Source organism: Roseococcus sp. GW821-FHT12F05 (assembly GCF_058806835.1).
This window is the reverse complement of the sequence record NZ_JBXAQB010000002.1, coordinates 706,589-719,004: the sequence shown is the minus strand read 5'-3', so window position 1 is coordinate 719,004 and position 12,416 is coordinate 706,589. Positions and strand designations below refer to the sequence as shown.

General features: G+C 71.3%; 11 protein-coding genes and 2 tRNA genes. 8 read left to right on the top strand and 5 right to left on the bottom strand.

All coding sequences use genetic code 11. The annotated features are described in order from the left end of the window. The first annotated feature begins 9 nt into the window (after positions 1 to 9). The 4 genes from AC1ROY_RS08300 to AC1ROY_RS08285 are packed head-to-tail and all read left to right on the top strand — an operon-like array spanning position 10 to position 4,134. Positions 10 to 1,374: an NAD(P)/FAD-dependent oxidoreductase gene (locus tag AC1ROY_RS08300; RefSeq protein WP_493148282.1), complete on the top strand. Its 1,365-nt coding sequence runs from the start codon at positions 10 to 12 to the stop codon at positions 1,372 to 1,374. 19 nt (positions 1,375 to 1,393) lie between these two features. Further along, positions 1,394 to 2,404 (top strand): amino acid ABC transporter substrate-binding protein, encoded by a 1,011-nt coding sequence (locus tag AC1ROY_RS08295; RefSeq protein WP_493148280.1) that lies wholly within the window; start codon positions 1,394 to 1,396, stop codon positions 2,402 to 2,404. 10 nt (positions 2,405 to 2,414) lie between these two features. After that, on the top strand, positions 2,415 to 3,380 hold the full coding sequence (locus tag AC1ROY_RS08290) for a Bug family tripartite tricarboxylate transporter substrate binding protein (protein WP_493148278.1): 966 nt from the start codon (positions 2,415 to 2,417) through the stop codon (positions 3,378 to 3,380). A 1-nt stretch (position 3,381) separates the two neighbouring features. After that, entirely contained in the window at positions 3,382 to 4,134 is a 753-nt protein-coding gene (locus AC1ROY_RS08285; RefSeq protein ID WP_493148276.1) for an aspartate dehydrogenase, read from the top strand. Between the two features lie 95 nt (positions 4,135 to 4,229). On the opposite strand, the gene AC1ROY_RS08280 is transcribed toward AC1ROY_RS08285, so the two are convergent. From AC1ROY_RS08280 to AC1ROY_RS08260, 5 genes are all read right to left on the bottom strand, one after another. Next, a complete protein-coding gene (locus AC1ROY_RS08280; RefSeq protein ID WP_493148275.1) occupies positions 4,230 to 5,198 on the bottom strand; it encodes a Bug family tripartite tricarboxylate transporter substrate binding protein in 969 nt (322 codons plus the stop codon). Further along, entirely contained in the window at positions 5,195 to 5,992 is a 798-nt protein-coding gene (locus AC1ROY_RS08275) for an alpha/beta fold hydrolase (RefSeq protein WP_493148273.1), read from the bottom strand. Before AC1ROY_RS08275 ends, AC1ROY_RS08280 begins: the two co-directional genes overlap by 4 nt. After that, on the bottom strand, positions 5,992 to 6,954 hold the full coding sequence (locus AC1ROY_RS08270; RefSeq protein ID WP_493148271.1) for an N-carbamoyl-D-amino-acid hydrolase: 963 nt from the start codon (positions 6,952 to 6,954) through the stop codon (positions 5,992 to 5,994). Before AC1ROY_RS08270 ends, AC1ROY_RS08275 begins: the two co-directional genes overlap by 1 nt. A gap of 68 nt (positions 6,955 to 7,022) precedes the next feature. Beyond that, complete coding sequence (locus AC1ROY_RS08265; protein WP_493148269.1) at positions 7,023 to 8,192, bottom strand: glycosyltransferase family 4 protein; 1,170 nt, start codon at positions 8,190 to 8,192, stop codon at positions 7,023 to 7,025. 56 nt (positions 8,193 to 8,248) lie between these two features. Further along, positions 8,249 to 9,460 carry a capsule polysaccharide biogenesis protein gene (locus tag AC1ROY_RS08260; protein WP_493148268.1) on the bottom strand — a complete coding sequence of 404 codons (1,212 nt, stop codon included), beginning with the start codon at positions 9,458 to 9,460 and terminating at the stop codon, positions 8,249 to 8,251. Positions 9,461 to 9,533: 73 nt separating this feature from the next. Here AC1ROY_RS08260 and AC1ROY_RS08255 point away from each other — a divergent pair, with 73 nt between their 5' ends. The 4 genes from AC1ROY_RS08255 to tuf all read left to right on the top strand — a co-directional run bounded on the left by AC1ROY_RS08255 (position 9,534) and on the right by tuf (position 12,342). Next, on the top strand, positions 9,534 to 10,664 hold the full coding sequence (locus AC1ROY_RS08255; RefSeq protein WP_493148266.1) for a phenylacetate--CoA ligase family protein: 1,131 nt from the start codon (positions 9,534 to 9,536) through the stop codon (positions 10,662 to 10,664). A 112-nt stretch (positions 10,665 to 10,776) separates the two neighbouring features. After that, positions 10,777 to 10,859 (top strand) — tRNA-Tyr (locus AC1ROY_RS08250). 135 nt (positions 10,860 to 10,994) lie between these two features. After that, positions 10,995 to 11,065 (top strand) — tRNA-Gly (locus AC1ROY_RS08245). 89 nt (positions 11,066 to 11,154) lie between these two features. Then, positions 11,155 to 12,342, top strand: a complete 1,188-nt coding sequence (gene tuf / locus AC1ROY_RS08240) for an elongation factor Tu (protein WP_493148250.1) — start codon at positions 11,155 to 11,157, stop codon at positions 12,340 to 12,342. Positions 12,343 to 12,416: the final 74 nt, after the last annotated feature.

Here is a 12,416-nt window from a genome sequence, read left to right as displayed (position 1 = left end):
GAACAGCCCATGAGCCTCGCCGCCGAAAGCACCGACATCGCCGTCATCGGCGCGGGGATCGTGGGCATCTCGGTGGCCTATCACCTCGTGGTGGATCACGGCGTGAAGGAGGTCGTGCTCGTCGAATCCGGCGACCCGATGGGGCTGACCTCTGCGCAGTCCGGCGAGAACTACCGCAACTGGTGGCCGCACTGGATCATGCGGGCCTTCACCGACGACAGCACCACGCTGATGGAAAAGCTCGCGCGCGACAGCGGCAACCGCATCCGCATGACGCGCCGCGGCTACGCGCTCTGCACCCGCCGCGCGAAGCCGGACGACCTCATCGAGGACCTCTTTCGCGGCTACTCCGCCGAAGGCGCGCACCGCATCCGCCTCCATGAGGCGGGCAGCACCAGCTACCAGCCGCCCGTCTCGGCCGATTGGGAGACGGCGCCGGACGGCGTGGACGTCCTGCTGGACCAGGGGCTGATCCGCGCCGCCTTCCCGCACTACACGCAGGACATCGCGGCGGTGCTGCACATCCGCCGCGCCGGCGACATCAGCGGGCAGCAGATGGGCATGCTCATGCTGGAGGCGATCCGCGCCGCCGGCGGCCGCGTGCTGCGCGGGACGGTGACGGCGATCGAGGGCACTCAGCCCTTCGTGCTGAGGCTGGCGGACGGCTCGACCCTGACGGCGGACCGCATCGTCAACGCGGCCGGCCCCTATATGGGCGAGATCGCGGCGATGCTCGGCGAGGCCCTGCCGCTGCAATGCGTCTTCCAGCAGAAGATCTCCTTCGAGGACCGCGAGGGCGCCGTGCCGCGCGCCTCGCCCTTCTCCATCGACCTCGACGGCCAGCAGATCCCCTGGTCCGAGGAGGAGCGCGAGATCCTGGAGAGCGATCCCGCCACGCAGCGCCTCCTCGCCCCATTGCCCGGCGGCGCGCATTGCCGGCCCGAGGGCGGCGACGGCGGGAAGCACATCAAGATCGGCTGGGCCTACAACCGCAATCCCAGCGACCCGCGCAGCGAGCCGCCGCTCGACCCGCAATTCCCCGACACGGTGCTGCGCGGCACCAGCCGTCTCAACCCGGCGATGGCGAAATATGTGGGCCGCCTGCCGCGCGGCGCGCATCATTACGGCGGCTACTACACGATGACGCCGGAGAACATGCCGCTCATCGGCCCCATGCGGACGCCGAGCGCCTTCATGGCCGGCGCGCTCTCGGGCTTCGGCACGATGGGCTCCTGCGCGACGGGCTCGCTCTGCGCGGCGCATGTAATGGAGGCGCGGCTGCCCGACTACGCCTGGACGCTGGGCCTGGGCCGCTACGAGGACAAGGCGCTGATGGCGGAGCTCACCGAGCTCAACGCCAAGGGCATTCTGTAGCAACCGGAGGGATCGGACGATGAAAGCCTGGATCGCAGCGTTCATCCTGGCGCTGGCCTGCGGCACGGCCTCGGCCGGCCCGACGGTGGAGGCCATCCGCTCGCGCGGCACGCTCCGCTGCGGCGTCCAGGGCCCCTCCAATCCCGGCTTCGGCGCGCCGGACTCGCAAGGCGTCTGGCGCGGCTTCAATGTCGACATGTGCCGCGCCGTCGCGACCATGATCCTCGGTGACCCCGACAAGATCACCATCGTCCCGCTTTCCACCCAGGCGCGCTTCCCCGCGATGCAGGCGGGCGAGATCGACATCATGACCAACAGCACGACCTGGACGATGCAACGCGACGCGCAGCTCGGCTTCAATTTTCCCGCGATCGTCTTCTACGACTTCCAGGGCATCATGGTGCGGCGCTCGGCCAACATCAGCAGCGCCGCGCAACTGGCCGGCGCCACCATCTGCGTGCCGCCCGGCACCACCACCGAGCTCAACCTCACCGACTATTTCCGCGCCCGGAACCTGGCCTTCACGCCGCTGGTGATGGAATCCCGCGTGGACCTGACGCGCGCCTACGGCGCCGGCCGCTGCGACGCCATCACCTACGACGCGACCATCCTCTACGCGCAGCGCACCACGCTGCAGAACCCGTCCGAGCATGTGGTCCTGCCCGACCGCCTCTCGAAGGAGCCGCTCGGCATCACCGTCCGCCACGGCGACGACGAGTTCCACGACATCGCGGGCTGGGCCGTCTTCACCCTCATCAACGCCGAGGAGCTCGGCGTCACCCAGGCCAACCTCCGCGAGCGGCTGACCAGCACCGATCCGCAGATCCGCCGCCTGCTCGGCCTGGAGGGCGCGCTCGGCGCCACCCTCGGCGTCGCCAACGACTTCGGCGCGAAGATGATCGCGGCGCTCGGCAATTACGGCGAGATCTTCGACCGCAACCTCGGCCCGGGCTCGCAGCTCGGCATCGATCGCGGGATGAACCGGCTCTACACCCAAGGCGGCATCCTCTACGCCCCGCCGAACCGCTGAGGAGGCCCCGATGAGCCTGTCCCGCCGCACCTTGCTGGCGGCCACCGGCCTCGCGCCGCTGGCCGCCGCCGCGCAGGAATTTTCCGGCCGGCCCATCCGGCTGATCATCCCCTTCGTGGCCGGGGGCGCCACCGACGTGCTCGGCCGCGTCGTCGCCGAGCGCATGGCGCGCAAGCTCAACACCAGCGTCGTCGTGGAGAACCGGGCCGGCGCCAACGGCAATATCGGCGCCGAGGCGGTGGTGCGGGCGGAGCCGGACGGACACACGCTGCTCTTCGCGACGGCGGGCGTCTTCTCGGTCAACCCGGCCCTCTACCCGAACCTGCCCTTCAGCACGGTGAACGACCTCGCACCCGTCTCGAAGATCTACGACACCGGCAACCTGCTGGTCGTGCGCAACACGCTGCCCGCGAACAACCTCTCCGAGGTGGTGGCGCTGGCGCGGGCCGAGCCGGGAAGGCTGACCTTCGCCTCCGGCGGCTCCGGCAGCTCGAGCCACATGTTCGCCGAGCTCTTCATGCAGGCGGCCGGGCTGCAGCTGCAGCACGTGCCCTATCGCAGCAACGGGCCGGCGCTGAACGACGTGGTCGCGGGCAATGTGGACATGCTCTTCGACCAGGTGCCCTCCGGCTCGGTGCAGGCCAATGCCGGCCGCGTGCGGCCCATCGCGGTGACGACGCCCGAGCGCGTGTCGCTGCTGCCCGACGTCGCGACCTTCGCGGAGCTCGACATGCCCGCGCTGACGGGGACCTTCTGGGTCGGCATGGCGGCGCCGCGCCGCACGCCGTTTCCGGCCATCGCGGTGCTGAACAGCACGGTGGTGGAGATCCTCGCGGAGCCGGCGGTGGTGGCCCGCATGCAGGGGCTCGGCGCCGATCCCGCGCCGAGCACGCCGGAAGCCTTCGGCGCGCTGATCGCCTCGGATGCCGAGCGCTGGGCCCGCGTGGTGCGGGCCGGCAACATCCGGCCGAGCTAGGGTGCGCATCGGGCTGATCGGCCACGGCGCCATCGGGCGTGCCTTCTGCGAATGCGCGGAGGGCCAGGCGGAGGTGGTCGCGGTGCTCACGCGTCAGCCGCGCGCGGGGCTGGCGGCGGGCGTCACCTCGCTGGAGGCGATGCTGGCCTCGAAGCCGGAGGTGGTCGTGGAATGCGCGGGGCAGGCGGCCCTGCGCGCCTACGGTCCCGTGTTGCTGGGCGCCGGCATCGACGTGATCGCCGCCTCGGTGGGCGCGCTGGCGGATGCGGCCCTGATGGAGGCCTTGCTCGCGGCGCGCAGGGGTGGCGCGCGGCTGGTGGTGCCCTCGGGCGCGGTGGCTGGCCTCGATGGGCTGGGGGCCGCGCGGCATGTCGGCCTGTCCTCCGTGACCTACCGCCAGTCGGCGCCGACGACCTCCTGGATCGGGCATCCGGACGCGCCGGAGGGGCTGGAGCGGCCGGGCGCGCATCTCGTCTTCCGCGGCCCGGCGCGGGATTCGGCCTCGCGCTTCCCCAAGAACGCGAATGTGACGGCGGCGATCGCGCTGGCCGGCATCGGCTTCGAGCGGACGATGGTGGAGCTGTATTCGGACGGCTCGCTCACGCGGAACCGGCACCAGATCTTCGCGGAGGGTGCCTTCGGCCGCCTGTCCGTGGACATCGACGCCGAGCCCATCGCGCCGGGCGTGCGCTCCTCGCGCCTGGTGGCGGGGAGCCTGCTGCACACGGCGCTCGCGGGCGGGCTGGCTTTGTGACGGTTTCCAGAGGCCTTTCGGCCTTTGGTGGGGATTGGCCGCGAAGCGGAGGCAACGGGGCAAAGCCCCCGTTCTTTTAAAGCCCCTGTTCTTTTTCAGTCCGCCTTCGCGCCGGACACGCGGATGATCTCGCCCCACCGTGCCGTCTCGGCGGCCTGGAACGCTGCCAGCTCCTCGGGCGTTCCCGTGACCACGCCGAATCCCGAATCCCCCAGCCGCTGCCGCAGGGACGGCGAGTTCAGGATCTTCACGATCTCCGCGTTGAGCCGCGCGACGGCGGCCGGCGGCGATCCCGCGCGGGCGTAGATCCCGCTCCAGATGGAGCTGACGAGGTCGGGATGGCCGAGCTCGGCCGTGGTCGGAACATCCGGGACGGCGGTGCTGCGCTCGCGCGCCATGGTCGCGACGGGCGTCACCCGGCCGCCGCGGATCTGGCCGAGCACGTCGGCAATGGAAGGAAACATGAGCCCGACGCGGCCGGCGATCAGGTCGTTCAGCGCCGGCCCCTGGCCGCGATAGGGCACGTGGGTGAGCTGGATCCCGAGGGCATGCGCCAGCATCTCGCCGGCCAGGTGGGTCGGCGAGCCGATGCCGGAGGAGCCGTAGGCGCCGCGCGCGGGATCGGCGCGCAGCGCGGCGATCAGCCCCTCGAAGCTGCGCTGCGCCGCCGCCGGCCATTCGGGGCCGAGGGCGATGCACTGCGCGTAGTCGGAGACGAGGGTGACGGGGGCGAAGTCGCGCACGGGATCGTAGGCGAGGCGGGAATAGAGCCACTGGTTGGCCGAATGCGTCCCCGTGGTGGCCATGAAGAGCGTCAGCCCGTCCGGCGCGGCGCGGGCGGCCTCGGTGGCGCCGATGGTGCCGCCGGCGCCGGGCCGGTTCTCCACCACCACGGGCTGGCCGAGCGCCTGGGAGAGCGGCTCGGCGATGAGGCGCGCCTGCACGTCGGCGCTGCCGCCGCCGGGGAAAGGGACGATGAGGCGCAGCGGCCGGTCGGGCGACCAGGCGGATTGCGCCAGGGCCGGCGTGGCGAGGGCGGAGAGCAGCAGGGTGCGTCGCTTCATGGGGCCTCGCGCAGGAAGGGCAGGACGATGCCGTCGAAGAGCTCCGGCTCGGTGCGGGAGAGGGCATGGCCGCCGCGCGGCACGAAGACCGCGCGGGCGCCGGGGATGAGGGAGGCCATCTCCTCGGAGAAGTAGCGCGGCGTGAGGATGTCGTCGTCCGCGCAGAGGATGAGGGGCGCCGGCGTCAGGCGCGGCAGCTCGGGACGCGGGTCGAAGGCGAGGATGGCATCGAGCCGGCTGCCCTGCACCTTCGGGTCGCCCAGGGCCGCGGCGGCCGCGGCCTCGTCGGCTTCGAGCCGTGCGGCGTTCGCGTTGATCCAGTAGGGCGGATGCAGCAGGAGGGTGGTGTAGCGCGCATAGGCCTCGGGCCCGGCCTTCTCCATCAGCACCTTGCGCAGGCCGAGCACGCGGTGGCGGTAGGGATCGCCGTTCGTCGTGCTGGCATAGACGATCATCCGGCTGAAGCGGCCCGGCTGGGCCAGCGACAGCGCCACCCCGATGGCCCCGCCCGTGGAATGGCCGAGGTAGCGCGCCGCCGGCATGCCGGCCGCGTCCATCACGGCCGCGAGGTCGTCGGCCATCTGCGCGATGGAGGCGACGGGCACGCGGGAGGAACGGCCGGTGCCGCGCTGGTCGAAGATGAGGACGCGAAACTCGCGCGCATAGCGCTCGATCTGCGGCGCCCACCAGCCATGCGTGCCGCCGAGCCCGGCAGCGAGGATCAGCGGCGGCGCGCCGGCGGCCCCGCGGACATCCCACCAGAGGTCCGCGCCGTCGCGGTGAACGACAGGCATCAGGCCGCGGGAGTCCAGACCGGCGGCGCCTCGCTGCCCACCTGCTCCAGGATGCGCCCATAGGCCTCGGGCCGGCGGTGAGCCGCGAAGTTGAAGATGGTGGTACGCCCGAGGTTGCAGTCGTCGAGGTTGCAGTCGGCGGTGATCAGCTCGTCGCCCCAGCTCGTGGCCTGGGCCATGATCTCGCCCTGCGGGTTCACGATGATGGAATGGCCGAAGAGCTCGTGCCCGTCCTCCGTGCCGCCCTTGGCGGTGGCAACCCCGAAGCAGGCGTTCTGGTAGCAGCCCGACCGCACCGAGAGATGCGAATGCTCGACGCGCAGGTGGTGCGCCTCGAAGCCGCGATTGTCCATGTTGAGGCTCGGCGTGTTGTAGCCGAGCATCACGACCTCGACCTGCTGCAGCCCCATGACGCGCCAGGCCTCGGGCCAGCGCCGGTCGTTGCAGATCATCATGCCGATATTGGCCTCCTGCTGGCCGAGCGGCGCGCGGATCACGGGGAAGCCCAGGTTGCCGACCTCGAAGTAGCGCTTCTCCAGGTGCTGCACCTTGCGGATCGGGTCGAACTCCTTGTGCCCGGGCAGGTGGACCTTGCGGTACTTCAGCACGGTCTCGCCCGAGGGATGCACGTAGATCGCGGTGTTGTAGCGGTGCCCGTCCGGCGTCTTCTCGGCATAGCCGAGGTGGAAGCCGATCCCGTACTTCTTCGCGGCCTCGAAGAGCGGCGCCGTCTCGTTCGACGGCATGGCGTGCTCGTACCAGTGGTCCGCCTTGGAGATGTCCTCCTCGTACCAGCGCGGGAAGAAGGTGGTGAGCGCCAGCTCGGGGAAGACGACGACCTCCACGCCGCGCTGATGCGCGCGCTCCATGAGCCGCAGCATGCGGCCGACGGCGACGTCGCGGCCCTCCGCCTTCTGGATGGGGCCGAGCTGCGCGGCGGCGAGGGTGACGAGGCGGGGCATGGTCCTGGCTCCGGAAGTTGCGGGGAGCAGGATCGCGGGGGAGATGCCGCGACGCAAGGCGGCCCGGACTATCCGAGCGTGGTCAGCACCCGCTCGACGATGGCAAAATGCTCCTCCCAGCTGGGCACGTGCCATCGGGGCATCCGGGCGAGCTGCGCCGCCCGGGCGGCGCTGTCCGGCTGCGCATAGTCCAGGATCGCGTCGCGCCACCCCGGCCCGTCCAGCGGGTCCACGAAATCCGGCACGCCCTCGCCGAGCTCGCGCAGCGAGGGGATGTCGGAGCAGAGGGCCGGCACGCCCATGGTCAGCGCCTCGGCCAGGGGGATGCCGTAGCCCTCCACGAAGGTCGGGAAGAGCAGGGCGCAGGCGCCGCGCAGTAGGGTGGCCGTGCGCGCGTCGTCCAGGCGCCCCTGCTCGTCGACATGGCCGCGGAAGGCGGTGTGGCGGTCGAGCAGCCGGCAGGCCGCCTCGGATTCCCAGCCGCGCCGGCCGATGATGACCAGCCGTGGACTCTGATGTTCGCCCTGGGGCATCTCGCGCCAGAGGTTGAGCAGGAGCAGGTGGTTCTTGCGCGGCTCGATCGTGCCCAGCGTCACGAAATAGGGCGCGGGCGGCGTCGCGATCTCGGCCGGCACGCAGGCGGCGATGTCCGCGCCGAAGCGGGCGACGTGCATCGGCGGCAGCGGGCGGCCGGGGTGCAGCGCGGCCAGCACGTCGCCGGTGGCGCGCGAGCTGATCAGCAGCGCATCGGCCAGCTCCAGGATGGTCTCGACGCGCTTCGGATGCCGCTCGATCTGCTTCTGGCTGGTGAATTCCGGATGGGTGATGGGGATGAGGTCGTGCAGCATGGGCAGGAAGCGCGCGCCCTCCGCCTTCAGCGCGGCGATGGGCGCCGCCTCGTGCAGCCCGGCATGCGAGACGATGAGGAAGACGCAGCCCGGCGTGGAGGCGATGCGGCGCCGGAGCTTCGTGCGGCCCATGGAGCTGGCGAGCGCGGTGTAGCCGGCGCCGGCGAAGACCTTGGCCTCGACCCACCCGTCCTTCAGCAGGGCCGCGATGAGGCCGAGGGCGATGTCGCGCGGGAGCTCGGCGTGGAAGCCCCAGGGGCTCTGGCCGGAGAAGCTGCAGCCGCGGTCGGCGAAATGGCGCGCATAGGCCAGCTCCACCCGGTCGATCCCGGCGGCGATGCCGCGCCAGCCTGCGGCCAGCAGCCGGGACAGATCGAGGATGACGTGCAAATGCAGGCCTTTGGTAACCTTGGCATGGTTTTCCGTGCGCCGTTCCGGTCTGTCAATCACAGGGGCGCGTTCACGAGGCTGTCGTGCAGCCGGTGGATGGTGGCGGCGACCGCGGCGTCGAGGCCGGGCCTGGCGTAATAGGTGCCGCGGATGTGCAGGGCCGCGCCCAGGAGGCGGAGGAAGGCCTCGGCCAGGGCCGGGTCGGGGGGAGGGGCGTCCTGCCAGAACGCCCCGGCCGGGCCCTCGAAGGCGAGGCCGGGGATCCGGTAGATGGCCTGGCCGAGCGCCAGCACGGGCTTGCCCAGCGTCAGGGCCTGCAGGGCGGCGGTGCTGTTCACCGTGACCATCCCCCGCGAGGCCCGCAGCATCGGCTCCAGCGCGCCGGCGCCGAGGAAGGCGACCCGCCCGGCGATCCCGGCCGCCTCGGCCATGCGGCGGATGCGGCGGGGCCAGTTCTTCAGCCCGGGATCGAGCGGGTGGAGCTTGATGGCCAGCTGCGCCTCCGGCGGCGCATGGGCGGCGAAGGACTGCAGGACCTCGGCGATGGGCGTGTCCAGGTCCGGATAGGGCGAGTAGGCCCGGATGGAGTAGTCGTTCTCCATCTGCATCGCGAAGAGGAAGACCGGCCCGCGAGCGGCGGCCTGCGCGAAGCCGGCCTCGGACCGGCGGGCCTCGCCGCCCTGGCGGAGCAGGCGCCAGCCGGTGCCGGGATAGACCAGCAGCGGATGGTGCAGCGTGGCCCGGCGGTAGTGCGGGAAGGGCCAGGGCAGCAGGTTGGACAGGTGGTAGGCCATGTCCCAGAGGGCGCGCTGCCGGAAGCTGTCCCGGTACAGGACCCTGATGTCGAGCGGCGGCAGGCCGGCGGCCAGGCGCAGGATTTCCGCGGGATCCCGGGGGAAGCGGCTTTCGCCGTTCATGCCGTCGCGCTCGACCACCAGCCAGTCGGGCCGGAGATAGCCGAAATCCGTGACCGTCACGGCGACGCCGAGCGGACGGGCGGCGGCGACGGCGGGACGGTGATAGGGGCGCTGCTCGCCGAGCAGGATCAGGTCGGTGATCCCGTGCTCGGCCAGGTGGCCGGCGATGAAGCCGGGCCAGTCCTCGAAGCGGCCGCGGTAGTCGATGGCGCCCGGTTCCCGCCAGAAGATCCTGTCGCCCAGGCAGAGGTTGATGCGGTGGACCTCGTGGCCGAGCGCCCGCAGCCCGCGGCCGACCTCCGCCGCATAGGGCGAGGTCGGGCCCTGCAGGAAGAGGAAGCGGCGCGGCATCTCGCCTTTGGATAGACCGGCTTGCGGCGGCGCGGAATGCATGTCCGACTCCGCCCGAAGGGGAGAGAACGACATGGAAGGCTTGGCGGAGACCTTGCGCGCGGCCCTGGCCCTGCCGGGCTGGGCGGCGCATCTGGGCCATGTGGACCCGGCGACGGCTGATCTCGCCGACCTGCCGGTGATCCGGAAGTCCGGCCTGCCGGCCATGCAGAAGGCGGCGCCGCCCTTTGCGGGCCTCGCGTCCGGGCCCGCCGGCTTCGCGCGGCTCTTCGCCTCGCCGGGGCCGATCTTCGAGGGCATGGCGGACCGGCCGGACCCCTGGCGCTTCGCCCCGGCGCTGCGCGAGGCGGGGATCGGCCCCGGCACGATCCTGCTGAACTGCTTCGCCTATCACCTGACCCCCGGCGGATTCATCTTCGACTCGGCCGCCCGCAGCCTCGGCGCCGCGGTGATCCCGGGCGGGCCCGGCAACACCGAGGCGCTGCTGCACGTGCTCGAGGCCTATCGCCCCTCCGCCTATGCCGGCACGCCCGATTTCCTGAAGATCCTGCTGGAGGCCGCCGACAAGGCCGGGCTGGACGCGACCTGCCTCAAGCGCGCCGTCGTCTCCGGCGCCGCCTTCCCGCCCTCGCTGCGCGAATGGGTGGCCGGGCGCGGCATCGCCGCCATCGAGGCCTATGGCACGGCCGAGCTCGGCCTGATCGCCCACACCACCGCCGACGGCGCGGCGGGCATGGCGGTGGCGCCCGGCATCGTCCTGGAAATCGTCCGCCCCGGCACCGGCGAGCCGCTGCCGGAGGGCGAGGTGGGCGAGGTGGTCGTCACCATTCCCGATCCGGCGCACCCCATGATCCGCTTCTCGCCGGGCGACATGTCGGCCTTCCTGCCGGGCGGTGCCCGCATCAAGGGCTGGATGGGGCGGGCCGACCAGACCGCCAAGGTGAAGGGCATGTTCGTGCGCCCCGAGCAGGTCGCGGCCCTGTCCCGCGCGCATCCGGCGCTCGGCCGGCTGCGGCTGGTGATCACCCGCGAAAGCGAGATCGACGCCATGTGCCTTCTGGCGGAGTGCGAGGACGCCGCGATGGAGGCGCCGCTGGCCGCCACGCTGCAATCCGTGATGGGCCTCCGCGGCCGGGTCGAGCTCCGCCCGCGCGGCAGCCTGCCCGCCGACGGGCGCGTCATCGCCGACGAGCGCCCGCTGTGACGCGCGCGGCGCGCGGCACGGCCGATCCCGCGGCTGATTGACAGCGCCACGCGAAAACGCTTGAAACCGCCGGCTTCCATCGGACGGGTGAGCGCGAGCGCGCCCGAACTGAGGAGGGGTGCCCGAGTGGCTAAAGGGGGCGGACTGTAAATCCGCTGGCTTGCGCCTACGCTGGTTCGAATCCAGCCCCCTCCATATTCCCCGATGGCAGCGGGTTTCCGTCGCTTGCGACGGGGCTCCTGGCCTAACCTGTCCTGCCCCTGAAGTTCGCCGCTCTTCGCGGCGGAATTCAGGGATCAGCAGGCCAGGCCAACAAGCAACCGCCTCGGCGCGGGTGTAGCTCAATGGTAGAGCACCAGCCTTCCAAGCTGGCTACGGGGGTTCGATTCCCCTCACCCGCTATCTCCGCGGAGATGGGCGGTGGTGCTCCCATCGCGCTGACCTGTGCCCTCGCGGCTCATGATCTTTCTCTCGGAGCGGGACCCTAGCGATGGCCAAGGCGAAGTTTGAGCGGAACAAGCCGCACTGCAACATTGGGACGATCGGCCATGTGGACCATGGCAAGACGTCGTTGACGGCGGCGATCACGAAGGTGCTGGCGAAGTCGGGCGGGGCGTCGTTCACGGCGTACGACCAGATCGACAAGGCTCCTGAGGAGCGTGCGCGCGGGATCACGATCTCGACGGCGCATGTGGAGTACGAGACGGCGAACCGCCACTACGCGCACGTGGATTGCCCGGGCCATGCGGACTACGTGAAGAACATGATCACGGGCGCGGCGCAGATGGACGGCGCGATCCTGGTGGTGTCGGCGGCGGACGGCCCGATGCCGCAGACGCGCGAGCACATCCTTCTGGCGCGGCAGGTGGGCGTTCCGGCGCTGGTGGTGTTCCTGAACAAGATGGACCTGGCGGACCCGGACCTGGTGGAGCTGGTGGAGATGGAGGTGCGCGAGCTGCTGTCCTCCTACCAGTTCCCGGGCGACGACATCCCGATCGTGAAGGGTTCTGCGGTCGCGGCGCTGGAGGACAAGACGCCTGAGATCGGCGAGAACGCGATCCTGGAGCTGATGGCGGCGGTGGACAGCTACATCCCGCAGCCGGAGCGGGCGGTGGACCGTCCGTTCCTGATGCCGGTTGAGGACGTGTTCTCGATCTCGGGCCGCGGGACGGTGGTGACGGGCCGCGTGGAGCGTGGCGTGATCAAGGTCGGCGAGGAGGTGGAGATCATCGGCCTGAAGGCGACGGTGAAGACGGTGGTGACGGGCGTGGAGATGTTCCGCAAGCTGCTGGACCAGGGGCAGGCGGGCGACAACATCGGGGCGCTGCTGCGCGGCACGAAGCGCGAGGACGTGGAGCGCGGTCAGGTGCTGGCGGCTCCGGGCTCGATCACGCCGCACACGAAGTTCAAGGCGGAGGCGTACATCCTGACGAAGGAGGAGGGCGGCCGGCACACGCCGTTCTTCACGAACTACCGTCCGCAGTTCTACTTCCGGACGACGGACGTGACGGGTGTGGTGCAGCTTCCCGAGGGCGTCGAGATGGTGATGCCGGGCGACAACGTGTCGATGGACGTGGAGCTGATCGCGCCGATCGCGATGGACGAGGGGCTGCGCTTCGCGATCCGCGAGGGCGGCCGCACCGTCGGCGCCGGCGTCGTCGCCGCCATCTCGAAGTAAGTTTTTCCGGGCGCCGCGCTGGACTTCGCGCGGCGTTCGTTTATCCGTTCGGCCCCGCCGTCCGATCGCTTCGG